Raw genomic sequence first — 24556 nt, forward strand, 5'->3', positions numbered from 1 at the left:
CCCGCCGTGCTGCCATATTTTGCCAAGGAGCCCGGCAAATGCCGGAGTTAATTCGGCGGCAGGATGTGGGCACCGGCGCCGCCAAGTCGTACAATACCGATCTTTGCAGCCCCTGGCTGCTTCCACAATGGATGCGACATGTCTGAACTGAAGCCGATTTACCAGAAACTGCAATCGCTCGATATCACGCTGGCGCCGCCGGCAGCCCCGGTCGCCGCCTATGTCATGTGGGTCCGCACGGGTAACCTGGTCTTCATCTCCGGCCACATCGCCAAGAAGCCGGACGGCTCCGTGTGGGCCGGCCAGCTGGGCAAGGACATCGACACGCTTGAGGGCCAGCAGGCCGCGCGGGCGATTGCCATCGACCTGATGGGCACCCTGCAGGAAGCGTGCGGCGGCGACCTGAGTACCGTCAAGCGCATCGTCAAGGTGATGAGCCTCGTGAACTCCACGCCCGACTACACCGACCAGCACCTCGTCACCAACGGCTGCTCCGAGCTGCTGGGCGAGGTGTTCGGCGAGGCGGGCGTGCATGCCCGTTCCGCGTTCGGCGTGGCGCAGATTCCCCGCGGCGCCTGCGTCGAGATCGAACTGATTGCCGAAGTAGCGTAAACAGTATGACGGACGGCGCCTACCCGGCGCCGCGCCGCACCGAGGCTGTTTCGCCATGCAGCTCACCAGCCTCATGGCGAAGCGGCCTCCCCCGCAGCCGCCACAAGCGCGCTTGTTCGCCGGGTCAGTCCCGCACATTTATCCGAGAGAGTCGTATGAAAATCGAAAACCCCAACCCGATCCAGTGGCGCTTTTCCGAGCGCGCCAGCCAGCTGCAAAGCTCCTTCATCCGCGAGATCCTGAAGATCACGCAGCAGCCTGAAATCATCTCGTTTGCGGGCGGCCTGCCGTCGCCGCTGACCTTCCCGGTCGACGCGATGAAGAACGCGTTCGACAAGGTACTGTCCACCACCGGCAAGACCGCGCTGCAGTACGGCCCCACCGACGGCTACATGCCGCTGCGCCAGTGGATCGCCGACTCGCTGTCGACGAACGGCGCGAAGATCGTGCCGGAACAGGTGCTGATGGTCTCGGGCTCGCAGCAGGCGCTGGACCTGCTGGGCAAGGTGCTGATCGACGAAGGCAGCCGCGTGCTGGTGGAAACGCCAAGCTACCTGGGTGCCCTGCAGGCGTTTTCCGTCTACCGTCCAGAATTCAAGTCCGTGCTGACCGACGAAGATGGCCTGGTGCCGTCGTCGCTGGACGCCGTCGCGGAAGGCGCGCGCCTGCTGTACGCACTGCCGAACTTCCAGAACCCGACCGGCCGCACGCTGACGACCGCGCGCCGCCTGGAGCTGGTGGAAACCTGCGCCCGCCTCGGCCTGCCGCTGATCGAGGACGATCCGTACGGCGCGCTGTCGTACAAGGGCGACCCGCTGCCGAAGATGGTGGCGATGAACCCCGAAGGCGTCATCTATATGGGCTCCTTCTCGAAAGTGCTGACGCCGGGCATCCGCCTCGGTTACGTCGTCGCCCCGCTGCCGCTGGTGCGCCGCCTCGAACTGGCCAAGCAGGCCGCCGACCTGCACACGGCGCAGCTGACGCAGATGGTCGTGCATGAAGTGATCAAGGACGGCTTCCTCGACCAGCACATCCCGACGATCCGCGCGCTGTACGGCAACCAGTGCCAGGTGATGCTGGACGCGATGGCCGAACACTTCCCGGCCAGCGCCACGTGGACGAAGCCCGAAGGCGGCATGTTCATCTGGGTCACGCTGCCGAAGCACATCAACGCGATGGCGCTGCTGGACGAAGCCATCAAGGAAAAGGTTGCCTTCGTGCCGGGCTCCCCGTTCTACGCGAACGAACCGGAAACGAACACGCTGCGCCTGTCGTTCGTGACGGTGCCGCCGGAACGCATCCAGCATGGCATTGCCATCCTGGGCAAGCTGATCAAAGCAAGGCTCTGACGATCGCGGACAGGCATCCGTTTCAGGGTCGGAGACACTGAACGGATGTCTGTCCTCGACATTCCTTCCTCTCGGGACAGCTGCGATTGTGGACGTTCATACGCCCCCGCGGCAGCGCTTCTCGGCCAGCGACACGCTTTCGCAGCCGCCATCGCAAACCGTCTTATTTCGTCCAAAACCCCTTATTTTCCTCCAATTATTTATTGCCTGAAGGTATTATCTAGACAAACAGATTACTTGGATGTCAGCCAGATGAGCCCAGGCAGCACCGGTTTCTCCCCGCCCCGCGACGCCGCGGTCCTGATCGTCGACGACGCGCCGGACAGCTTGTCGGCATTGCGTTCGCTGATGGTCGACCAGGGTTACCAGACGTTCGTCGCCAACACGGGCGAGCGCGCGCTGCAGCTGGCGCGCCGCGTGCATCCCGATCTGATCCTGCTCGATATCGTCATGCCGGGCATGGACGGGTTCGAGACGTGCCGACAGTTGAAAGCCCATCCCGTCACCCAGCGCATCCCCGTCATCTTCATGAGCGCGCGCACGGAAACGGACGACGTGGTCGCCGGCTTCGACCTGGGCGCCGTCGATTACCTGCGCAAGCCATTGCGCATGCCGGAGGTGTGCGCCCGCGTGCGCACGCAGCTGTCGATCCGCGCCAGCAGCGAAACCCAGCACGAACAGGCCGAACGCCTGCGCGCCATCGTCAACAGCATGGCCGAGGGCCTCCTGATCATCGAAGCGAACGGGCGCATCCAGTTCACCAACCCCGCCTGCGACGGCTACCTCGGCTACGCGCCCGACGAACTGGCGGGCCGGCATATCGACGACCTGCTCAACCCTCTCGTGGCGCAGGAATACCTGGAGTATTTCTCCCGCTACGCGGCGCACCCGGAGACCGCGCACAGCCATGGCACGCGCGAAGTCATCATCCGCCACAAACAGGGCAAGTCGGTCTGCATGGACCTGACGCTGACACCGATGTTCCTGCGCCAGCCGCTGTTCATCGGCCTGCTGCACGACATCACGCACCACAAGCTTTCGGAGGATGCGCTGCAGCGCGCCGCGATGGTCGATCCGCTGACGAAGATCGCCAACCGGCGCCACTTCGACAGCTTCCTGGAAAAGGAATGGCAGCGCGCCACCCGCACGGGCGCGCCGCTGTCGCTGGTCGTGCTCGACGTCGACCACTTCAAGCTGTACAACGACTCGCTGGGCCACGTGGCCGGCGACATCGGCCTGCAGCAGGTGGCGCAAGCCATCGCCTCGCACGCGCTGCGCGGCACCGACCTCGCCGCCCGCTATGGCGGCGAGGAATTCGTCCTGCTGTTCGCGGAGACCGACGCCGGCGCGGCCGCTGCGCTGGCCGAATCGGTGCGCGCCCATATCGAAGCGCTGCAGCTGCCGCACCCGAAATCCCCCACGTCGCCATGGATCACCGTCAGCATCGGCGTAGCGACGATGCGCCCGCGCCAGCAGGACAAGATCGAGACGCTGTTCGTGGGGGCGGACCGGGCGATGTATGCAGCCAAGGAGGATGGGCGCAACCTTGTGCGGGTAATGCAGCCTGGGCTTGTGGCGATCAGCGCCTGCGCGGGTAGTCCGTAATCTCCGCAATCTCTTCGTACAACGGCCGCAGCCGCCGGTACATCTTCAGATAAACCTTCCGGTACAGCCGGTCGTAGACGCGCCGGTGCGCCTCGATCGGTTGAAACGTCTGCCCGGGCCGCGTCATCGCGGCAATGGCTGTGGCAAAGTCCGCATGCAGCCCGACACCGGCGGCGCCGCAGATCGCCGCCCCCAGTCCCGACGTTTCGTAGACGTGCGCCCGCGCGGCCGGCAGGCCGAAGATGTCGGCCGTCAGCTGCATGGCCGCGTCGCTTTGCGAGCCGCCGCCGGCAACGCGCAGGGCCGCGATGCGCGTGCCGCTTTTCGCTTCGATGCGTTCGCGCCCTTCCCGCAGCGCATACGCCAGCCCTTCCAGGATGGCGCGGTAGATGTGCGCGCGCGTGTGCACGTCGCCGAAGCCGATCATCGCGCCCTTCGCCTCCGGGCCGGGCACGCGCACGCCGGGACTCCAGTAGGGTTGCAGCATCAATCCCATCGAGCCGGGCGGCACTGCGTCCACCAGCGCGTCGAACAGCGCTTCGGCGCTCAATCCCTGCCCTGCCGCCAGCGCCTGTTCGCGGTCGCCAAACTGCTCCTTGAACCAGTTGACCATCCAGTAGCCGCGGAAGATCTGCACTTCCGTGCTGTAGGCGCCCGGCAGCGCGGCGGGATAGGGCGGGATAAACCGCGTCACTTGCACATACTTCGTGCCTGTCGTGTTGATGGTGGCCGTCGTGCCGTAGCTGAGGCAGCCGATATCCGGCGTCACGCAGCCCGCGCCGATCACCTCGCATGCCTTGTCGGCCGCCGCCGCGATGACGGGCACTCCCGCCGGGATGCCCGTCGCTTGTGCGGCGCCCCTGGTCACTGCGCCGATGGGCGTGCCCGGTGCAGCCAGTTCGGGCAGCATGTCCGGCCGCACGGCCAGCGCCTGCCACTTCCAGTCGCGCGCCGCTGCCCAGCGGTGGCGCCGGTAGTCGAACGGCACGTAGGCCACCTGCGAGCCGGTCGAATCGGCATACCGGTCCGTCAGACGAAAGTTCAGGAAGCCGGACAGCAGCAGGAATTTGTGCGTGCGTTGCAAGACGTCGGGCTGGTGCGCCGCGATCCAGTTGATTTCCGCCTCGCGCTGGAAATACGTCAGCGTGTCACGCACGCCCACAACGCGAAACGCGGCGCGCCACCACGGCCCCACGCGCGGCACGTCGTCGGTGCGGCGCTGGTCGAGCCACGTGATCGCGGGCCGCAGCGGCCTGCCGTCGGCGTCGACGTTGACGACGGTCCCCCGCTGCGTCGTCACCGCCACTGCCGCCACCCGGGTGCGCACGTCGTGACTGCGCCAGAGTTCCCGGCACGCGCGGCAGACCGCTTCCCAGTATCCGTCCGCACTGTGCTCGGCCCAGCCGGGGTAGTCCGAGTAGCAAGGCTGCAGATGCACCTGGCTTTTCGCCGCCAGCACACCGCGCGCATCGAACAGCAGTGCGCGCACGCTTTGCGTACCGTTGTCGATGGCGAGGATCAGCTTATCGTCCATGGCACGGCAGGCTGTAATGACGTTCGCATAGCGCCAGGTAGGCCGCCGTCTCCGCCTCCCAGCGGGCGTCGCTCCAGCGCAACTCGTGCTGGCAGATGGCGCGTACCGGCCCCAGCAGGTGGCGCCCGTTCCCGCGCGTCAGGATGCCGATGCGGGTGCGCCGCAGCAGCAGGTCGTCCAGATGGCACACCGCTTCGTGACGCGCCGCCCAGCGCAACTGCGCCCACAGTGTCTGGGTTCCTGGGATGACGGTCAGCTCGCCCTGTCCCGCCGCGGCAATCAATGCGGCCGCCTGTTCGCCGTAGCGGCCGGCCAGCCGCTGCGCCTGCCCCGGCGGCAGGCGGCGGTCGTACGGCGGCGTTGGCGTGTCGAACACGGGCAGCGGCGCCAGGCTGTCGTGCCAGCCCGGCAGCAGCGGTCGCGCCGCCATCAAAGCATCCAGCGCGATGACGCGAAACGTCGTCAGCTTGCCCCCGGTGACGGTCAACAGCCCGTTCTCCAGCCACAGCGCATGGTCGCGCGCTTCCTTCGACGGGTCGGCCTTGCCGGTGTCGATGACGGGCCGCATGCCGGCAAACGTGGCGATGACGTCGTCCGCGCACAGTTTCGCCGACGGAAACTGGTAATGCAGTGCCGCCAGCAGGTAGTCCAGCTCCCCCTGCGTGATGGCTGCCTCGCCGTTCATCTTGTCGGCATGGTCGATATCGGTCGTGCCCACCAGGGTGGCGCCCTCCCACGGGAAGGCGAACACGGGCCGGCCGTCGTGCGGATGCATCAGGCTGACGGCCTGCGCCAGCGGTAGGCGCCACGCCGGCAGCACGAGGTGGCTGCCGCGCAGGGGCCGCAGCCGGGGGCGCGCGCCGGCCGGCGTGCGCAGCGCGTCCGCCCAGGCGCCCGTGGCACTAATGGTCGCGCGCGCCGCTACCGGGTACGTCTGGCCATCCAGCTCATCGCACAGCAGCGCACCGGTCACGCGGCCGCCTTCCCGCTGCAGGGTGCGGGTACCCAGGTAGTTGACGGCCACGCCGCCATGCGCATGCGCTTCCTGCAGCACGCGCAGCACCAGGCGGGCATCGTCCGTCTTCGCATCCTGGTAGCAGATGCCGCCTTCCAGCCCCTCGTCCGCCGCATTCGGCACCAGCGCGCGGAACTCGTCGCGGCTGAAATAATGGCGCGAACGCTGGCCCGCCAGGCGGTCGTAGATGGCAAGCCCCAGCAGGAACGTGCGCCGGCCCGGCTTCCTGCCGCGATAGTCGCCGAACGCGAAGCTTTGCGGTTCCACCAGCCCGGGCGCCGCGCGCAGCAGGCTTTCGCGTTCGCGCACCGCCTCCCGCGTCAACGCGAAGCGGCCTTCCTTCAGGTAGCGCAAGCCGCCGTGCACGAGCTTCGACGACCGGCTCGACGTGCCCCAGGCGAAATCGTACTGCTCGACCAGCAGCGCCTTCAGCCCGCGTCGCGCCGCCTCCAGCAGGATGCCTGCGCCCGTGATGCCGCCGCCGACGATCAGCACGTCCCACGGCTGCGCCAGCAATGCCGGCAGACCCGCCCGCGGGGGGCCGAACGCGGTCATGGCGCGTCTCCCACCATCTTGCCGGGATTGAGCAGGCCGTCCGGGTCGAAGTGGCGCAGCACGGCGCGGATCGCGGCGATGCCCTGCTCGCCCTTTTCCGCAGCCAGGTAGGGCGCATGGTCGATACCGACGCCGTGCTGGTGGCTGATGGTGCCGCCGTGCGCCACGATGGCCGCGCTGACGGCGCCTTTCAGCGCGCGCCAGCGCGCCATGTCCGTATCGAAGTCGGCCGCCAGGCGCCAGACAAACGTGCTGTAGACGCTGGCGCCTTGCGGGTACAGATGCGACAAGTGCGTGTATGCATGCACCGCCTCGGCATGCGCGCCAAGGGCCGCTGCTGCCGCCGTCTCCAGGGCTGCCATCGCCGCGGTCACGCGCGGCCAGTCGAGCGCCGTCTCCACCGTGTCGATCGCGTAGCCATGCTGCCAGGCCGCGTTGCGCAGGTAGACGTTGCGAAAGCGTCCCTGGCGCCATTTCTCGCCCAGCTTGCGGCCGACGTGGACACCCCGATGCTGGCGGCAGACCATCAATGCCGTCCGCAACGCGGCCCGTGCCGGGCCGTCGGCGCCACTGGCGCCCAGCAGCAGCATGCAGCGGCCCTCGCCGCAGCCGCGCAGGCGCAGCCACCGGTCCAGCAGGCCGACGAGGCGGCGATGGCCGGCCAGCGCCAGCATCGTCACCGTCTCCGCCGCATTGGAGAGCCGCAGCAGCGAGAGGCCTGCGCGCGTCTGTGCCAGGGCACGCGCAGCCGCGATGCCGCTGTCCCAGTCGGGGAAGAACACCGCGTGAAATGCTTCGTAGGCGGGCGTCGGCGCGATGCGCACTGTTGCCTGCGTAACAATCCCCAGCCGTCCCTCGGAACCCAGCACGAGTTCGCGCAGATCGAGGCCGGCACTTGACGCCGGGAAAGCGGGGATGTCCAGCGTGCCGCGTGGTGTCTCCACGACGCCGCCGGCAAACAGCGCCTCGATGCGGCCATAGCGCAGCGACTGCTGCCCGGAAGAACGGGTGGCGATCCAGCCGCCCAGGGTGGAGTATTCGAACGACTGCGGATAGTGCCCCAGCACGTGGCCATGCGCGCGCAGCTGCGCCTCCAGGTCGGGGCCGGACACGCCCGCTTCGAACGTCGCGAGCTGTGCCACGGCGTCGAGGTTCAGCAAACGGCACAGGCGCGCCGTTGATACCGTCAGCACGGGCTGCGGCCCGGCCTGCGCGGTAATGTGTCCCGCCACGCTGGTGCCGCCGCCGTAAGGGATGACGCTCACGCCATGACGGCTGGCCCAATCGAGCAGCGTCCGCACGTCCTCGCCGCTTTCTGGGAACGCGACGCCGTCGGGTGCCGGGCCGATGCAGCCATGGCGCAGCCGCAGCCAGTCCGGCAGGCTCTGGCCGAGCGCGTGGCGCAGGCGCGTCGGCGCGTCGGTGGCGACGTGCACGCCGCCGGGCAGCGCGGCCGATGACAGCCGGGATGGCACCAATGTCGCGCAGGCCGCGTCGAACGATGCATCCGCGAACGGCGTGCCGGCGCCGATGCGCGCCGCAAGGAACGCCAGCGCGCTCTCGTGCAGCGGATACGCCACGCTTTCGTCACCCCAGCCATTCCACCTGCGCATGCGCCATCTCCTTGTCACGGCCGGACGCTATACTGGATCGCGCCGCTGCCGTGTCGTTACCGATAGCGCAGCTTACGTCGACAGCCCTTTCCGGTCTTGCGCATTCATGACAACTGCCTTGCTCCAATCCGCCACCGTCGATGCCATCCGTCCCGCCCTCGCCGGCCGGGTCGCCGGCTCCTACCTGCAACCGCTGCTGGAAGCGGCAACCGCGCGCGACGTCGGTCCCGCGGCGCTGGCCCGCGCGGCGGGGCTCGCCGCCGATGCCCTCGATACAGTGCCCGCGCAGCTGCCCGCGACCGACTATCTGCGGCTGCTCGATGCCGGCGCCGAGCTGGGACGCGACCCGCATTTCGGCCTGCACGTGGGCGAACGGGTCAAGGTGGGCACGTTCAGCGCATATGGTCTCATCCTGCTCAGTTGCCGCGACTTCGGCCAGGCGTTCGACCAGACCATCCGTTACGAAGCGCTGGCCCATGACCTGGGCCGTTCCAGCCTGGTCGTGGATGGGGACGAGGCGGCCTACAGCTGGCGCAGCCACTTCCCGGGTGCGCACCGGCACCTGGCGGACAGCGTGTTCGCCGGCGTGCGCGTCTTCGGCAACTGGCTGGCCGGCGCGAGGCTGCCCGCCCCCACGCTGGAGCTGATGCACGATGGCGGCGACCCGGCCGGCCACGACGAGTACCGCCGCGTGTTCGGCACCGTGCCCCGCTTCGGCGCCGCGACCAATACGGCGCGCTTCGATGCGGCGCTGCTGGCGCGCCCGGTGCCGAACGCGGATGTAGCGCTGTATCCCGTGCTGCAGCGCCATATCGAAGGGCTGCTGCGCCAGCGCACGAACGCGCCCGGCATCGTGGAACAGGTGTGCGACGCCATCATCGTCCGCCTCCCGCATGGCCAGGCGCGGCTGCCGGCGGTGGCGCTCCAACTAGGGCTCACACCACGCACGCTGCAGCGCAAGCTGGCCGATGCCGGCACGAGCTACCAAAGGGTGCTGGACGAGACCCGCTTTGCGCTGGCGCGCGATTACCTGGGGCGTCCCGGACTTTCGCTGCTGGAGATCACTTCCCTGCTGGGTTATCAGGAGCAGAGTGCGTTCAATCATGCTTTTCGGGAGTGGGCTGGAGTGAATCCGGGGGCCTGGCGCTCCGGGCGCCACGTGGAGTGAACAGGGGCTGGCGGCCGCAGCTCCGTTTTTTTCAGATCCAGTCGCCCTTGACCCGCACCAGGGGGCCGATACAACTGCGCGTGTCGGCACGCTGGCACATCAGAAACTGGTCGCCGGACGGGTGGAACAGGATGAATGTGGAAATCGACTGGCCAGGCTTGGTGATTTGGCCGGAGCAATCGGGCTTGCCGTTGTCCTTGACGATGCGGTTGACGGAGCGGTAGAAGCCCTGCCCGTCCGGCTGGTCGGCGATCTCGAAGGCCGTTTCCGCTACCTCTTCCGCGCTGGTGACGAGCGCCGTGCCATCGGCGCGGATGCGGTAGGTTTCGGTACAGCGCTCCTCAGGCAGCTGCAGGCGCCAGATCCCGACGATCGGGTGATCCGCCCGCAGCGGCGCGGCGGCGGCACCGGCTGTCACGGCTGCCATGGTGGCAAGGCCAAGGGCCGCAATGCACCGTATAGGGTTCATCATGACCCTTCGGCCGCGGCCTTCAGCCGGCGCAGCCCCTCGTCGACATCGTCGCCGATCATGTCGTCCATGCTGGCGAACAGGCCGACGAGTTTGGAGATGAACGGCGTCGGCCCGGACATCGTCCACGTCACCACGGTGCCGCTACCTTGCGGCGTGAGTTCGAAGACGGTCTGCGCCTGCGAGGCGAACGGCTTGACGAAATCGACCTTGATGACGATGCGCGTCGGCGCGCCGTCGTCGACGATTTCCATGCGGCCCTCGCCCACCTTGTCGTTCCCGCTCCATGCGTACACCGCGCCCTGCCCCCGTGGCGGCCCGGAGTACGTGCGGCGCATGGCCGGATCGAGGCGCTCCCAGGGCGACCAGACCGTCCACTGGTGGAAATCGTTCAGGTAGCCGGCGATCTTTGCCGCCGGCGCGTTGACGGCGATCGAGCGCCGTACTTCGAACGTATCGGGCCGCGTCAGCGCCAGCGCCACAAGCACTGTTGCGATGACGACGAGGCCCAGCAAAATTTTCTTCAGCATGGGACTCCTCTGTTATCAAAGACGCCGCTGCACGCTGCACTGGGACGGCTGCCTCAGCGCGGCCGCAGCAGCACCGGCAGCACACTCGGCGTCATGGTAAACGTGAAGCGTTCCTCCACCGGCGGCGCTGCCGGGTCCAGCAGCGGCGTGAAACCGTGCGCCAGCATCGACATCGCCATCTTCATTTCCGCCATCGCCAGGTAGCGCCCCGGGCAGAAGCGCGGGCCGCCGCCGAACGGGAACAGCTTGCGCGCCGGATCGTCCGCGCCCGCCGTGCCCTGCGCCAGCCACCGTTCGGGCTGGAACAGCTCCGGGTTGGTCAGTGTATTCTCCCGCTCGAAACTGTGGCGCAGCAATGTGAAGATCGGCATGCCCGCCGGGATCAGCGTGTCGTCCATGACGATGTCAGCCACCGGCTCCAGGATCATGAACGGCGCCACGGGCTTGAGGCGCATCGCTTCGCGGATGGCCGCGTCCAGGTACGGCATGTTGTCCAGCAGGCGATGGTCCTGCACCACGTTGCCCGTGCCCAGTATCCCGTCGGCCTCGCGGGTCACTCCTGCCAGCTGTTCCGGGTGGCGTACAAGGAAGTCCAGCAGCCAGCCGATCGTGTTGGAGGTGGTGTCCTCGCCGGCAAAGACCATCGTGATGGCATTGCCGATCACCGCCTGGTCCGTGAAGCCGGAGCCCGGCTCGTCGCGGGCCGCCACCAGCGCTTCGAGCATGTTCGACGGCCTGGCCCGCAGGGCAGGATTGGCCTCCATCTTCCTGCGGGCGATGGCGATGAAGCCGGCGACGGCATCGCTGATGCGCTGCGCGGCCGCGTCGGACTCGCGGTCCACCGCCAGGCGGAACACGCGCCAGTACGGTACCGGCGTCGTCAGGCGAGACGCGATGCGGGCAAACACCAGTTCGATATCGCGCTGCAGCGGGTTGTCTTCCTGCTGCAGCGTGTCGCTGTCGTGGCCCATCGCCAGGCCGATCGTCACGTCCAGCGTCCATGCCTTTAGGTCGCGCAGCACGTCGATCCGCCGCCCTTCCGCCGCGGCCCTGGCCCAGCGCAGCCGCAACCTCTCGGTCAGCGCCGCCAGTGTCGGAAAGAAGTTGTGCACCACCTCCGGCGTCAGCGCGCGCATTACCAGCTTGCGCTGCTGGCGCCAGTCGTCGCCCTCGGCGCTGAACACGCCCGGCGTGATGGCTTCCTCCATCATGGCCGACGTACGGGCTCCGCGCCGGATCAGGTCGGGCCGCTCGCGCATCAGCGCCGTCAACGCCGTGCGATCGGACGACACGACCATCGAGCGGTTCAGGACCGTGAAGCGGAACAGCGGTCCCAGCTCGCGCGCCCAGTTCTCCAGAGTACGGTGGAAGTACGCGCCATCGAGCTGGCGCATGTTGCCGATGATGGGCGATCCTTGCGGCGCGGGCAGGTCACGCACGCGGCGCGTGGGTGGCGGTCCGTCCGCGGCAAGGCGCACCGCCGGCTGCAGCAGCGCAGGCGGCATGACGGGAGGCACCGATGGGGACAGGTTCGCGCGGTCCATTATTTCGCCTCCGGGTTCATCACGACCTGGACGTAGTTGCCGAAGTCGAAGTAGCGCTGCGCGGCCGCCTGCACGTCGGCGGCGCCCAGCGCCGCCATCCGCTTCTCGAATTCCAGGATCGATGCCGGGTCGTCGCCGTTGACGACCGCCATCTGCATCTGTGCCAGCCACCAGCCGTTTTCCGTCAGCGCGCGGCGGTGCACGTTGGTCCAGTTCTGGCGCACCTTGGCCAGGTCGGCAGCTTCCGGCCCGTTTTGCTGCAGCTTGCGGATTTCGGCAAACGTGGCATCGATCACCTTCGTCACGTTCTCCGGGCCGCACGGCAGATTCAGGGTCACGGTATAGCTGCCGTACGGGAGCTTGGCGAGCGAGCCGCTGGCCCCGCCGCCGTAGATCAGGCCCAGCTTCTCGCGCAGCACCTCGGTCAGCTTCAGGTTCAGCACTTCGACGGCGGCCGCAAGGCGCATGCCTTCCATCTGCGAGAACGCGGCGTTGCCCGTGAAGACCACCGTCACCGCACTCTTCGATTCCTTGCCGCGCCTGACTTCCTTCGTGACGACGCCGCGCACGGGCCGCAGGTTCCGGTCGCGCATCTCGATGGGGATGTCCGGCGTCGGCAGGCTGGCCAGCCATGTCGCCAGCAAGGGCTTGAGCTTGACGGGATCGAAGCTGCCGACAAAGAAGAACGTCCAGCCCTTCGCGCTGCCGAAGCGTTCGCGATAGATCTGCAGCGAGCGGTCCAGGTCGACCTTGTCGAAGTCCTGCGGCCGCGGCATGCCGGGCACGCGCGGGTTGTCGCCGTACAGGGCCACGCGGATCGCATTGCCGTATTCCGCCTCGGGACGGGCCCAGTTGCTGCGCGCCATGTCGCGCTGGCGGCCGATGAAGGACTTGAACAACGCCTCGTCGCGGCGCGGCGCCGTCAGGCGCGCATACGTCATCTGCAGCAATGTCTCCAGGTCGCTGTTGCCGGCCGTGCCGCTGACATTCTCCGTCAGGTCGCCCATCGCCACGGACACCGTCAGGCTGCGTCCCGCCAGCATCTTCTGCAGGTCCGACGGCGGGTAATCGAGCACGCCCATCTGCGCCGCCAGCGCGCTGGCATAGCGGGCATTCGGGATGTCCGCGTCGCCGTACAGGAACTGGCCGCCGAAGCGCGTGGCGCTCATCAGGATCTGGTCGTTGCGGAAGTCGGTGGGCTTCAACATCACCTTGATACCGTTCGACAGCGTCAGCTCCGTCACGCCCAGCGCCGGCAGCTGCCGTTCTGCGACGATGCTGCCGGCCACCGGCGGCTTGTCGATCAGGTTGGCGGCATACTTCTTCTCCACGCGCGCGCTGACGGCCGTCTTGCGCGCCGTCTCCACGGCGGCCAGCAGCTCGGCCGGCGTCGGTGGCGGCGTCTCCTTCTCGGTCCCCATCAGGATGACCAGCTTCTTGTCGTCGGCCGGCAGCGCCTTGCGCACGGCCGCGTTGACCTCCTCCAGCGTGATGCCCGGGATCATCCGGTTGGCATAGGCGTACTCGTTTTCGATGCCGGGCATCGCCTCGCCTTCGAGGAAGTTGCGCACGTACTCGGCGACGAATACGGCGGAATCGGATTTATCGCGCTCGCTGTACATGCGTTCGTAGTTGCGCAACATGCCTTTCTTGGCGCGCTCCAGTTCCGCGGCGGAGAAGCCGAACTGGCGCGCCCGCTCGCTTTCCTGCACCAGCGCGTTGATGGCGGGGATCGGACCGCCCTTGCCCAGCAGCGCGGTGGCGCTGAACGAGCGGTGCCCGCGCACCACCTTGCCGCGGCCGCTGCCGCCCTGGATGAATGGCGGGTCGGCCTGCTGCGTCAGTTCCATCATGCGCTGGCTCAGCATCATCCCGTACAGCTTCTCGACCAGGTCGGCGCGGTAGCCCGCCAGCGTGGTCGCCTCGGCATGCGCTTCGATGGGATAGCGGATGTACAGCACGTCCGCCGGCGCTTCCCTGTCCGTCACGACGACGCCTTCGTCGTCCTTGCGTTCCGGGATGACGGGATACTCGCGCGGACGCGCGTTCTCCGGGTTTTTCAGCTTGCCGAAATGGGCCTTGATCAACCGCTCCGCTTCCTGCGGATCGATGTCGCCCACGGCGATCACCGCCATCAGGTCGGGCCGGTACCAGTCCTGGTAAAAGCGGCGAATCGCTTCTGGCTTGAAAGTGCGCAGCACGTCGGCTTTGCCGATGGGCAGACGCTCGGCGTAGCGCGAGCCGTTGAACAGCTTCGGATACAGCAGCTTGTTCATGCGGTCGTTCGCCCCCTTGCCCAGGCGAAGCTCCTCCAGCACGATGCCACGCTCGCTGTCGATATCGGCTTCATTGAATTTCAGGCCATGGGCCCAGTCCTCCAGCACGAGGAAGCCCTGTTCGACCACTTGCTTCTTGTCGGTGGGGATCGGCAGGATGTAGACCGTTTCGTCGAAACTCGTGTAGGCGTTCAGGTCGCGCCCGAACTTGACGCCGTTCGTCTGCAGATAGTCGATCAGTTCATGGCGCTTGAAATGCGTGCTGCCGTTGAACGCCATGTGTTCCGTGAAGTGCGCGAGTCCCTGCTGGTCGTCGTCTTCCAGGATCGATCCCGCCTTGACGACGAGGCGCAGTTCCAGTTTCTTGGCCGGCCGTGCGTTCTTCTGGATGTAGTAGGTCAGGCCATTGGGCAGCTTGCCGACCTTGACAAGCGGCGACACCGGCAGCTTGTCGTCAGGGGCGGGCAGGTCGGCGCCACGCGCCAGCAGCGCGCAACTGAATAGCGCAAACACGGCGGTCAGGCGCAGGGGAACTGATTTCATGAATCGGCAGGGATTGGTGAACAATGCATGACGATACACCAGAAATTATCGGCTTTGCTACAATTGCCCTGTCCGCCATCCGGCGGACGTCAATACGTCTTCGGGGCGGGGTGCGATTCCCCACCGGCGGTAGGGTCCCAGGACCGAGCCCGCGAGCGAGGACGGGGCGCCTGCGCCCCGTGCGAGCAGATATGGTCAGATGCCATAGCCGACGGTATAGTCCGGATGAAAGAAGATGTGCGCTATACGTGCTTCCCGGAGCGGCCTTGCCGCGCCGGGTGCGCGCCCATACGCTTGCCCTGAAGCGTTTTTCGCCAATCTGCGAGGAGCGTTTCACAATGTTTGTCAATGAAGTCAATGCAGTAACAGCGACAGCCAATCCCCCTATTCCCTCCACAGCACCGACCTGCCGGGGCGCATTGCCGCGGCGCTCGACGCCATGCGCGCCGGCGTACCGGTCATCCTGCTGGACGATTTCGACCGCGAGAACGAGGCGGACCTGATCGTCGCCGCCGAAAAACTCACCAATGAGACGATGGCCCTCCTGATCCGCGAATGCAGCGGCATCGTCTGCCTGTGCCTGACGGCCGACCGCGTGCGCGAACTGGAACTGCCGCCGATGGCGCCGGAGAACGGCAGCCGCTACGGCACGCCGTTCACGGTGTCGATCGAGGCGCGCGAGGGCGTCACCACCGGCGTCTCGGCGCAAGACCGGGTGACGACGATCCGCGCCGCCACGGCACCGGGCGCGCAGCCGGCCGACGTGGTGCGGCCCGGCCACGTGTTCCCGCTGCGTGCCACGCCGGGCGGCGTGCTGGCGCGGGCCGGCCATACGGAAGGTTCCGTCGACCTGGCGATCCTGGCCGGCCTGCAGCCGGCCGCCGTGCTGTGCGAGCTGATGAACCCCGACGGGACGATGATGCGCGGCGCCGCCATCGAGGCGTTTGCCGCCCTCCATCGCATGCCGATCCTGACGATCGCGGAGCTGATCGCCTGGCGCCGCGGGCAATCGTAACGTCATTGTGTCACAGGGCGCGGCGCGACAACCGTGGCGCCGCGCCCCACGTGATAAAACACCAGCAGCCACGCCAGCGCGAAGCCGGCCGCGGTCAATCCGAACATCAGCGCCATCCGCGCATGCCAGTCCGGCGCCACGTGCAGCACCGTGCCGGCGACGGCGACACCGACCAGCGCACCCACCTGGCGGTTGGCGTTCAGTGCCGCCGCCGCGCTGTTGGCGTGCGCACTGCCACCCGCCTGCATGACGGTCGCCGTCATCGCCGGAATCGCAAAGCCGATCGACAGGAACACCAGCGTGCCGCCCGCGACGACCAGCCATGCGGGCGTCCCGTCACCCGCGCCGGTCAGCAGCAAAGCCGCGACGACGCCCCCGCCCAGGCCGGTCAGCAGCGGCAGGCGCACGCCGTGCCGCGCGATGACACGTCCCGACAGCAGGTTCGACACGCCCGTTACCGCCATCATCGGCAGCAGCCGCAAGCCCGTTTCCAGTGCGCCCGCGCCATGCGCCTTCTGCAGGAACAGGCTGATGACGAACAGCTGGGAAAACACGGCGAAATTGATCAGGAATCCCATCGCCACGGCCGCCCCGAACGCGGCGCTGCCGTACAGCGCGCGCGGCAACATGGACGTGGCGCCATGCCGTTCGCGGTGCACGGCCCAGCCGCCCAGCAGCACCGCGCCGGACAGCGCGCTCCCGACCGGCAGCGACGTCCACCCCAGCACCGGCCCCTCGATCAGGCCGAACGCCAGCGCCGCCAGCGCGAGCGCGGACAACGCGTGGCTGAACAGCGCCAGCGGCCGCGGCGCGGCCGGCGCCGGCGCGCGCACGACGCGCCGCGTCAGCGCCACGCCCAGCAGGCCAAGGGGCAGGTTGAGCCAGAAGATGCTGCGCCAGCCGAAACCGTGCACCAGCAAGCCACCCGCCAGCGGGCCTACCGTGGCCGCCGCGCTGACGATGGCGGACCAGATGCCGAACATGCGTGCCCGCGCGGCGTTGGTGGGCGCGGATTGCGTCAGGAGGCTGAGCGAAGCGGGCATGAACAGCGCCGCGCCGACGCCCTGCACCAGCCGCGCCGCCACCAGCGTCGTGCCAGTGGGCGCCAGTGCGCACAGGGCCGACCCGGCGATGAACACCAGCAGGCCGCCGCCATAGGCACGCTTCGCGCCGACGCGGTCGGCCAGCGCGCCGCCGGACAGCAGCAGCGCGGCAAACGTCAGCGTATAGCCATCGACAACCCAGACCAGGCCTGCCAGCGGCACGTGCAGGTCGGTCGAAATATCGGACAGCGCCGTGTTCACGGCCGTCACGTCGATCATCGCCATGACAAAGCCCAGCGCCAGCGTAAGCAGCAGCATCGTTACCTCCATCGAAAAGACCAAGATTAGTGGTCTTGCAAGATGCGGTAAAGCCGCATACCATCAACGCTCCGATGCATTTTTGCATCAATTCACACGCGATCATGGACTGGGACGACGCCCGCATATACCTCGGCATCTACCGCGCAGGCACGCTGCGCGGGGCCGCCGCGCAGCTGGGCATCGACCAGGCCACGGCGGGCCGGCGCCTCGCCGCGCTGGAGGCCGCGCTCAATGCAAAGCTGTTCCTGCGCACGCCGTCCGGCTACCTGCCGACACCGGCGGGCGAAGCGGCCGCGCGTTCGGCGCTGGCGATGGAGGAAGCGGCGCTGGCGCTGCAGCGCGAGATGCAGGGAATCGACAACCGCCTCGCCGGCGTCGTGCGCGTGGCCACGACGGACACGCTGGCGGTTCATTTCGTCATGGCCGCGATGGCCGCGCTGCATGCGCAGCACCCGGAAATTCGCATCGAGCTGACGGTCGACACGGCCATCACCAGCCTGACCCGGCGCGAGGCCGACCTGGCCGTGCGCACCTTGCGGCCAGTGGAACCGGATTTGGTGTCGCGCCACCTGACGCGGCGCGCCGGCGGCCTGTTCGCCAGCCGGGCCTATATCGAGCGCCACGGCGTGCCGGACGTCGCGGCAGGCCTGGCGGGACACGATCTCGTCATCTTCCACCCGTCCGTGGCACCGCGCCAGTCGCGCGAACTGGGCGGCGCGCCGGTGGCGGGCGCCCGCATCGTCATGCAGGTCAACACGGGAATGATGTTGCAGGAGGCTGTGCGCGCGGGCCTCGGGATTGCCGAACTGCCGATCCATATGGCCGGCGCGGACCCGCGCCTGGTGCGCATCTGGCCCGAACGGGAACACCGGTACGACCTGTATCTCGTAATGCACAACGACCTGAGTCGCAGCGCGCGTGTGCGGGCGGTGGCCGATGCGATCGTGACGGGCGTACCGCCCTAGCCCTGGCCGCCCCGCAGGGCGAACGGCACGGCCCGTGCCCAGCGGTTCGACGACAGCGAGAAGGTCAGCGAGCGCACCTGGTGATACCAGCCGGCCGGCACGTACAGCATGTCGCCCGGGTTGACGATGACTTCGACCGTGGCCGCATGGCGCGCCAGCGGGAAGCGTTCGTAATCGGGCGCCTCGGGGTCGAACGGTGAGCCGAACAGGATGGCGTTGGCCTCGCGTGGATACAGGAATTCGTCGTGGTGCGGCGGCGCCAGGAAGATGCGCTTGGTGCCCCAGATCTGCGCGAACACGTTGTCGTCGTAGTCGCAGTGCAGCGGCGTGACCGTGCCGGCCGGGCCCAGCCAGAACCGGGGCGGTCCCATCTTGTCGAAATACGTGGGCCAGTGGCACAGCCGGTTCAGTTCCCGCAGTTCTAGGTTTCCCAGGTATGGTGGCAACCCGGGTGGCAGGCTGTCCGTCCCGGCCGCGACCAGATCGAGATACGCCAGCAGCGACATGTCCCGCATCGGCCGGTCCGGCGCGAACGCCGTGCCGATGTAGTCGCCCACGCGCGCCCGCACCGGCAGGTGGCTGTAATGCTCGCGCAGTGTCTCGACCGTCAGCATCGACAGCGGCCAGCGCCCGACAATCCCCGTCATCAGGAAAGGCAAGCCCTGCGTGGCACGCGCGCGGAACGCGGCGGTGCTCAACGGCTCGATGCGCGCAACTTCGGTCAGCACCGGCAAGGCGCGTGCGGCCTGCCTGATTGCCAGGCGCATCGCTTCGATCGATGGGACACCGCGCACTTGCGCATCGCGCCGTTCACGTTCCTGCCTGTGCGCCGCCCTGTCCGCGCCTGCCGCTTCCGATTGCTGCCGCGTGGGTGGCAGCCGCGCTGCCTGCCCGTGATTCTCCGCCTTGTCCTGTGCCGCCATAAACCCTGCTGTTCGTGCCCTTGCTTTTATGCTAACCTGCGCCGCATTTCAAATCCGGCACGCATCCCATGGACCCAACGATCGATCCAGACAGCCATTGTAGCGCCACCGCCGATGGCGACGCGCCGTTGCAGCTGCGCGCGACCATCGACGCGGCGCGCATGGCGCGGCTGGAGGTGGCGCTGGAAGCGCGGCTGTATCAGCGGCTGATGCTGCACCGGGCGCGCTTCGCCCTCCCGGGAACGGAGCTGATGGCGCGCTTGCGGAAGATCGTCAAATGGACCAGTGCCATCGGCCTGGTGACGACGCTGGGCCTGTGTACCGTCGGCGGGCTGCCGTTCGGCGGCTGGCTGCTGGACGTTCTCGTCATTGCCGTCTATGCGGCCCTGCTGTCGCTGTCGATGTACACGCCTTACTGGGAGCCACGCATGCGCAAGCCGGGGCGGTTCTGGCAACGGCAGGCGCGCTGGTGGACCGATCACCTGCTGAAAAACGCGCGCACGCAGGTACCGTTCGACGCGCAGTACGACTTCGCCGACGATATGGCGACGTACTTCCGTATCAGGGACGATACGCCGCATATGCAGTGGACGCGCCGCCTGGAGGGTTTCAGTCTTTCCGGCGAAGGTTTCACGGTGCTGTACCGGAGCCGCAAATCGTTGTCGCCGCATGCGTTCTTCCTGCACGAGCCTTCGGCGCCGTTCGAAGCGCTGCTGGCGCACCACGGCGTGCAGCCGCTGCCAGGTTGCTGAACGTCGTATGGCACCGTGCGGATGTTAAGATCGCAAGATGATCACTCATGCATCGCTATTTCCTTCGCTGCTGCGGCTGCAACGGACCACCGTGGTCTGGCTGACCAGCTGGTGGCGGCTGCTGCAGTTCGCCGTACTGATTCTCTCGCGCGCCTTCACGCCATCGAGCTACCGCAAGGACAACCGCCAGGTGCTGGCCTGCCAGATCGTCCTCAGCACGGCGCCGAACCTGCTGTGGTTCTCGATCCTGTCGGCGCTGATCAGCCTTGTCATCATCCGCATCGTGGTGGTGACGGCGTTCAGCTATGGCCTGTCCGGCTACGCGCTGGAGATGGTCGTGCGGGTGCTGGTGCTGGAACTGATCCCGCTGACGGTGGCGCTGTTCGTGGCGTTGCGCACCACCTTGCCGGCCGGCGTGGAATTCGCGCAGAAGCGGCTGACGGCCGCCGCTTCTGCGCCTGCCGGGTCTTCCGGGGCCGTGACCGATCCGCAGCAGGTGCTGCGCACCGAATTCTTTCCCCGCGCCGCAGCCGGCATGTTTGCCGTCTGGCTGCTGGGCGCCGTCAGCTGCATCCTTACGCTGGTGCTGACCTACCTCGTCATCTACGGCTTCACGCCGTACGGTCTGCCCGGCTACACGCGCGTGGTCGGACAGATCTTCAATCCGTCCGTCGCGCTGATCCTCGTGCTGAAGATCGCGTTCTTCAGCTTTGCCGTCGGCCTGATTCCGCTGGCGTCGTCGTACTTCGATGCCGCGACCAATCCTTCCGTGCTGCGTTTTCGCGCCACGCACGGCCTGGCCGACATGGTGCGGATGTTTTCCGTGATCCTGCTGATCGAAGTCGCCTCGCTGATGGGCAATTACTACTGAACGAACGATGAACGACAATTCGCCACCCTCTCCTTCTCCCAGCTCCGCGCCGGAACCGGCGCCGGTGCGTAACGCCGAATTCAAGGCCGCCCTGCTGCTCTTCCTGATGGTCGCGCTGATCGCCGGCGCCGCCGTCTACCTGATGTACGCCCGTGGCGCTTTCGAGCCTACGCAGCGCCTCGTGCTGACGGCGGACGACTCCGAAGGCGTCGCCGTCGGCATGGACGTCACGTTTGCCGGCTTCCCGATCGGGCGCGTGCAGCGCATCGAACTATCCGCCGAAGGCAAGGCGCGCGTGCTGGTGGACGTGCCGAAGAAGGACGCCCACTGGCTGCGCACCACCAGCATCTTCACGCTGGAAAAAGGCATTGTGGGCGGCGCCAGGCTGCGCGCGTTTACCGGTATCCCGACCGACCCGCCGCTGCCCGACGGTGCCGAACGGGGCCTGCTGGTCGGCGACGCCGCGGCCGAGATTCCGCGCCTGCTGGCCGCCGCGCGCGACGTGCTGGCCAACGTCAGCGCGCTGACGGCCGAGGAATCCGCGCTGGGCTCGAGCCTGCGCAACGTGCAGGGCGTGACGGAAAAGCTGAACGGTCCGGGCGGCGCGATGGGCCTGATCGCCGGCGAGGACGCCAAGGCGCGCGAACTGCTGGCCAACGCCAATTCACTGATCGTCAAGGCCGACCGGCTGGTGGGCAACGCCGACAGCCGGGTGTTCGGCAAGGACGGCGTGGCCACGGATGCGCAGGCGGCTATCGTGCAGCTGAACGGCCTGTTGTCGGACGCGCGCGCCAGCCTGAAAAAAATGGATGCCGTGCTGGTGGAAGCGCAGGCCGTCGGCAAGAACGCCCGCGTGGCAACAGAAGACCTGGGGGCGCTGCGCGCCGATATCGACGGCAACCTGCGCCGCATCGAGCAGCTGGTCAATGAGATCAACCGCAAGTGGCCGTTCAAGCGCGAAACGGAGATCAAGCTGCCATGAAGATTTACGCAATTACCTGCGCCGCCATAGTGCTGACGGCCTGCGGCGGCACGCCGCCCGCACCGGACTGGAAGATGAACGCGCAAAGCTCGCTGGAGCGCGCCACCAGTGCCTGGATGGCCGGCAAGGAAGGGATCGAGAAAAACGAATTCGCGCGCGCGCGCGACCAGATCGCGTCGACCGGCAAGATCGACCTCGTCATCCGGGCTGAATTGATCCGCTGCGCGGCACGCACGGCGGCGCTGGCGTTCGAGGACTGCGCCGGCTTCGAGGCGCTGCGTACCGACGCGTCGCCGGCCGATATCGCCTACGCCGACTATCTGGCCGGCCGGGCGAAGCCGGCGGATGCGGCACTGCTGCCCGAGCCGCAGCGCGCCGTGCTGGCGGCCGGCTCGGACGTGGCCGCCGCCGCCGCCGTCAAGGCGATGACGGACCCGCTGTCGCAGCTCGTCGCGGCCGGGGCGCTGTTCAAGGCCAACCGCGCCACGCCGGAACTGCTGGCACAGGCCGTCGAGACGGCATCGAACCAGGGCTGGCGCCGCCCGCTGCTGGCGTGGCTGAACGTGCAGGCCCTGCGCGCCGAGCAGGCGGGCGATATGGCAGCCGCCGCAAAGGTGCGGCGCCGCATTGCGCTGGCCGGCGGCTCCTGAAGTGATGTGAAGAAGCATTGGGGCAGGGATCTCTCAGGGCTGCAGGCGCCCTGTCCCCGACGTTTTGCCCAGCCGCTTACTCCGAAGCCGCCGCCTCCCGCAACTTGTCCTTCTTGCTCTTGCGCTTGCCCTTGATCCCGCCGTTGACGGTATCGGTCGCCGCACTGGCCGGCGCCGGGGCGGCAATCACCGGCTCGAATCCCGCCACCCGCTCGCGCGCCACCTTCTTTCCCTGGCGTTTCTCGATCAGCCGGAAGTGCTGCTCCATGTCCGCACCGATAAAGCTGACGGCCGTGCCGCTGGCGCCCGCGCGGCCCGTGCGGCCGATGCGGTGGGTGTAGTCGGCGGGAGAGCGCGGCAAATCGAAATTGACGACCACGGGCAGCTGCGCGATGTCGATGCCGCGCGCGGCGACGTCGGTGGCGACCAGTACGTGCAGCCGGCCGGCGCGAAAGTCCGCCAGCACTTCCGTCCGTGCGCCCTGGCTGAAGTCGCCGTGGAACGCTTCGGCAGCGATGCCGTTACGACGCAATTTGTCGGCCACGTGCTCGGACGCGTATTTCGTCGCGACGAACACCAGTACCTGGCGCCACTTGTGCGCCTTGATCAGGTGCTTGAGTAGCTGCAGGCGCCGCAGCGGGTCGACTTCGATGGCACGCTGTTCGATGTCCGGGGCATCCGCGCCGTCGGCTTTCACCTCCACCCGGACCGGATCGCGCAGCAGCGCCGTGGCCAGCGCCTGCACGGCAGGCGGGAACGTGGCGGAGAAAAACAGGTTCTGGCGCCTTGCCGGCAACAACGCCAGGATGCGCGCGATCTCGTCCGCGAAGCCCATGTCGAGCAGCTTGTCCGCTTCGTCCAGCACCAGCGTGGCCGTCTGATCGAGCTTGAGCGCGTTGTGTTCGACGAGGTCCAGCAGGCGGCCCGGCGTGGCGACGACAATGTCGGTGCCGCCGCGCAGCGCCATCATCTGCGGGTTGATCGACACGCCGCCGAACGCGATCGTGACCTTGATGGTGGACGGCAGGTGCTGCACCAGCGCGCGGATCGCCTCGCCCACCTGCGCCGCCAGCTCGCGCGTGGGCACGAGTACGAGGCCATGCAGGCCGCGCCGCGTGCCCTGGCGCGCCAGCAGCGCCTGCAGCATGGGCAGCGTGAACGCGGCCGTCTTGCCGGAGCCGGTCTGCGCCGCGCCCAGCACGTCCCTGCCCGCCAGCGCGGCGGGTACGGCGGCGGCCTGGATCGGCGTCGGGGTCTGATAGCCGATGGCCGCAACGGCATCGAGAATGGCGGGCGCGAGGCCCAGCGTGGTAAATGGCATGGCAGTCGATTCGAGGTTGAAGCCCGCAGTATAAATCACCCGGCGCATTGGCCAGCTGGGAGCCCGCAGGGGCGCCGAGCGCACACGCGGGAATTCGATCCCAATTGGTGGGAAACCATCCAGTGGCCGATGTTCCAGACGGGCGGCGTGGGACCGATGGTCGGCCAGCTGGGTTTCTTCCACCGCATCGCCGGCAAGGAGTACGAAGACAAGCGCCCCTTGAACCGCTACGTGAACGAGACGAAGCGCCTGCCGGGCGTGCCGGAAAGCCGGCTGGCGGGCCGCGAATGGATCATGGGCGACGAGTGCACGGTTGCCGATATCGCGACAATGCCGCGGGTGCGCAACCTCGTCGGCTTCTACGAGGCCGCGGACCTGGCCGGCTTCGATGCCTGCCCGAACGTGGCGCACGTGCTGGCGTCCTTCGTCGAGCGCCCCGCCGTCATCAAGGGCCTGGCGACGCCGTCGTAACTACATGCCCACGTCGCCGTACGGGCCGGCGATGACGACGACATAGCCCTCCGGATCGCGCAGCCAGATCTCCCGGTGCTGCGCGTTGCGGTTCTCGTGCGGCTCTTCCAGCACGGTGGCTTTCGCGCTGGCGATGCGGTCCACGGCATCGTCGAAATCGTCGGTCCAGAACCACAGCAGCGCGCCGTTGCCGATGGCGACGTCGGGCTTGCCGATATGGGGATGGTGATGGGCGTCCCAGCGGTGCAGCTGCAGGATCATGTGACCCTCGAACATCAGCTGGTCGTAATCGGGACCGCCATGGCCGCTCTTGCAGCCAAGGACGTTCTGGTACCAGCGGCTCGATGCTTCGACGTCGCTGACGGCGATCAGGGGTTGCGCTTGCATGATGCACTTCTCCGGTGTCTGTCATGGTTCTCCAGCATAGCA

The 24556-nt window shown here is 67.7% G+C and carries 21 protein-coding genes, 1 pseudogene and 1 riboswitch; of the genes and pseudogenes, 11 read left to right on the top strand and 11 right to left on the bottom strand.

Annotated features, from left to right (window positions below; genetic code table 11):
• Nucleotides 1-138: 138 nt before the first annotated feature.
• The 3 genes from E1742_RS07085 to E1742_RS07095 all read left to right on the top strand — a co-directional run bounded on the left by E1742_RS07085 (nt 139) and on the right by E1742_RS07095 (nt 3566).
• Complete coding sequence (locus tag E1742_RS07085) at nt 139-612, top strand: RidA family protein (RefSeq protein WP_134384172.1); 474 nt, start codon at nt 139-141, stop codon at nt 610-612.
• A 155-nt stretch (nt 613-767) separates the two neighbouring features.
• The gene (locus E1742_RS07090) at nt 768-1961 is read left to right on the top strand and encodes an aminotransferase-like domain-containing protein (RefSeq protein WP_134384173.1); all 1194 of its coding nucleotides are present in this window, start codon (nt 768-770) and stop codon (nt 1959-1961) included.
• A 252-nt stretch (nt 1962-2213) separates the two neighbouring features.
• A complete protein-coding gene (locus E1742_RS07095; RefSeq protein WP_134384174.1) occupies nt 2214-3566 on the top strand; it encodes a diguanylate cyclase in 1353 nt (450 codons plus the stop codon).
• On the opposite strand, the gene E1742_RS07100 is transcribed toward E1742_RS07095, so the two are convergent.
• The 3 genes from E1742_RS07100 to E1742_RS07110 are packed head-to-tail and all read right to left on the bottom strand — an operon-like array spanning nt 3541 to nt 8283.
• A complete protein-coding gene (locus tag E1742_RS07100) occupies nt 3541-5100 on the bottom strand; it encodes an FGGY-family carbohydrate kinase (protein ID WP_134384175.1) in 1560 nt (519 codons plus the stop codon). The two genes, E1742_RS07095 and E1742_RS07100, sit on opposite strands and share 26 nt — an antisense overlap.
• The gene (locus tag E1742_RS07105; protein WP_134384176.1) at nt 5090-6670 is read right to left on the bottom strand and encodes a glycerol-3-phosphate dehydrogenase/oxidase; all 1581 of its coding nucleotides are present in this window, start codon (nt 6668-6670) and stop codon (nt 5090-5092) included. Before E1742_RS07105 ends, E1742_RS07100 begins: the two co-directional genes overlap by 11 nt.
• A complete protein-coding gene (locus tag E1742_RS07110) occupies nt 6667-8283 on the bottom strand; it encodes an FAD-binding oxidoreductase (RefSeq protein WP_134384177.1) in 1617 nt (538 codons plus the stop codon). The genes E1742_RS07105 and E1742_RS07110 overlap by 4 nt, the downstream gene beginning before the upstream one ends.
• 106 nt (nt 8284-8389) lie before the next feature.
• Between E1742_RS07110 and E1742_RS07115 the strand changes: the two genes are divergently transcribed.
• On the top strand, nt 8390-9451 hold the full coding sequence (locus tag E1742_RS07115) for an AraC family transcriptional regulator (RefSeq protein ID WP_134384178.1): 1062 nt from the start codon (nt 8390-8392) through the stop codon (nt 9449-9451).
• Between the two features lie 31 nt (nt 9452-9482).
• Here the strand turns inward: E1742_RS07115 and E1742_RS07120 are convergent, their stop codons facing one another.
• Genes E1742_RS07120 through E1742_RS07135 form a run of 4 tightly spaced genes read right to left on the bottom strand, consistent with a single transcriptional unit; the run spans nt 9483 to nt 14813 of the window.
• The gene (locus E1742_RS07120; protein ID WP_134384179.1) at nt 9483-9878 is read right to left on the bottom strand and encodes a hypothetical protein; all 396 of its coding nucleotides are present in this window, start codon (nt 9876-9878) and stop codon (nt 9483-9485) included.
• Between the two features lie 41 nt (nt 9879-9919).
• On the bottom strand, nt 9920-10450 hold the full coding sequence (locus tag E1742_RS07125; RefSeq protein ID WP_134384180.1) for an SRPBCC family protein: 531 nt from the start codon (nt 10448-10450) through the stop codon (nt 9920-9922).
• Nucleotides 10451-10503: 53 nt separating this feature from the next.
• Nucleotides 10504-11994 (bottom strand): cytochrome P450, encoded by a 1491-nt coding sequence (locus tag E1742_RS07130; protein ID WP_229466602.1) that lies wholly within the window; start codon nt 11992-11994, stop codon nt 10504-10506.
• Nucleotides 11994-14813, bottom strand: coding sequence for a M16 family metallopeptidase (locus E1742_RS07135; RefSeq protein WP_134384181.1), 2820 nt, complete (start codon nt 14811-14813; stop codon nt 11994-11996). Before E1742_RS07135 ends, E1742_RS07130 begins: the two co-directional genes overlap by 1 nt.
• 92 nt (nt 14814-14905) lie before the next feature.
• Nucleotides 14906-15054: riboswitch (FMN riboswitch) on the top strand.
• Nucleotides 15055-15219: 165 nt separating this feature from the next.
• Here E1742_RS07135 and ribB point away from each other — a divergent pair.
• Nucleotides 15220-15828, top strand: coding sequence for a 3,4-dihydroxy-2-butanone-4-phosphate synthase (gene ribB / locus E1742_RS07140; RefSeq protein ID WP_229466791.1), 609 nt, complete (start codon nt 15220-15222; stop codon nt 15826-15828).
• Between the two features lie 2 nt (nt 15829-15830).
• Here the strand turns inward: ribB and E1742_RS07145 are convergent, their stop codons facing one another.
• Complete coding sequence (locus E1742_RS07145) at nt 15831-17189, bottom strand: MFS transporter (protein WP_229466604.1); 1359 nt, start codon at nt 17187-17189, stop codon at nt 15831-15833.
• 104 nt (nt 17190-17293) lie between these two features.
• On the opposite strand from E1742_RS07145, the gene E1742_RS07150 reads away from it, so the two are divergent.
• Nucleotides 17294-18157: a LysR substrate-binding domain-containing protein gene (locus tag E1742_RS07150; RefSeq protein WP_134384186.1), complete on the top strand. Its 864-nt coding sequence runs from the start codon at nt 17294-17296 to the stop codon at nt 18155-18157.
• On the opposite strand, the gene E1742_RS07155 is transcribed toward E1742_RS07150, so the two are convergent.
• Nucleotides 18154-19080 carry a cupin-like domain-containing protein gene (locus E1742_RS07155; protein WP_134384188.1) on the bottom strand — a complete coding sequence of 309 codons (927 nt, stop codon included), beginning with the start codon at nt 19078-19080 and terminating at the stop codon, nt 18154-18156. The genes E1742_RS07150 and E1742_RS07155 overlap by 4 nt on opposite strands.
• Before the next feature lie 68 nt (nt 19081-19148).
• On the opposite strand from E1742_RS07155, the gene E1742_RS07160 reads away from it, so the two are divergent.
• Genes E1742_RS07160 through E1742_RS07175 form a run of 4 tightly spaced genes read left to right on the top strand, consistent with a single transcriptional unit; the run spans nt 19149 to nt 22335 of the window.
• Nucleotides 19149-19832, top strand: coding sequence for a hypothetical protein (locus E1742_RS07160; protein WP_134384190.1), 684 nt, complete (start codon nt 19149-19151; stop codon nt 19830-19832).
• A gap of 37 nt (nt 19833-19869) precedes the next feature.
• A complete protein-coding gene (locus tag E1742_RS07165; protein WP_134384192.1) occupies nt 19870-20703 on the top strand; it encodes an MlaE family ABC transporter permease in 834 nt (277 codons plus the stop codon).
• A 7-nt stretch (nt 20704-20710) separates the two neighbouring features.
• Entirely contained in the window at nt 20711-21685 is a 975-nt protein-coding gene (locus E1742_RS07170) for an MlaD family protein (RefSeq protein ID WP_134384194.1), read from the top strand.
• A complete protein-coding gene (locus E1742_RS07175; protein ID WP_134384196.1) occupies nt 21682-22335 on the top strand; it encodes a hypothetical protein in 654 nt (217 codons plus the stop codon). The genes E1742_RS07170 and E1742_RS07175 overlap by 4 nt, the downstream gene beginning before the upstream one ends.
• A 76-nt stretch (nt 22336-22411) precedes the next feature.
• Here the strand turns inward: E1742_RS07175 and E1742_RS07180 are convergent, their stop codons facing one another.
• Nucleotides 22412-23656: a DEAD/DEAH box helicase gene (locus E1742_RS07180; RefSeq protein ID WP_134384198.1), complete on the bottom strand. Its 1245-nt coding sequence runs from the start codon at nt 23654-23656 to the stop codon at nt 22412-22414.
• Between the two features lie 108 nt (nt 23657-23764).
• Between E1742_RS07180 and E1742_RS07185 the strand changes: the two are divergent.
• Nucleotides 23765-24127: pseudogene (locus E1742_RS07185) on the top strand (glutathione S-transferase family protein); the annotation flags it as partial.
• Here the strand turns inward: E1742_RS07185 and E1742_RS07190 are convergent.
• A complete protein-coding gene (locus tag E1742_RS07190; RefSeq protein WP_134384200.1) occupies nt 24128-24514 on the bottom strand; it encodes a VOC family protein in 387 nt (128 codons plus the stop codon).
• Nucleotides 24515-24556 lie beyond the last annotated feature (42 nt).

This window comes from Pseudoduganella plicata (genome assembly GCF_004421005.1).
In the GTDB taxonomy this organism is placed as follows: domain Bacteria; phylum Pseudomonadota; class Gammaproteobacteria; order Burkholderiales; family Burkholderiaceae_D; genus Rugamonas; species Rugamonas plicata.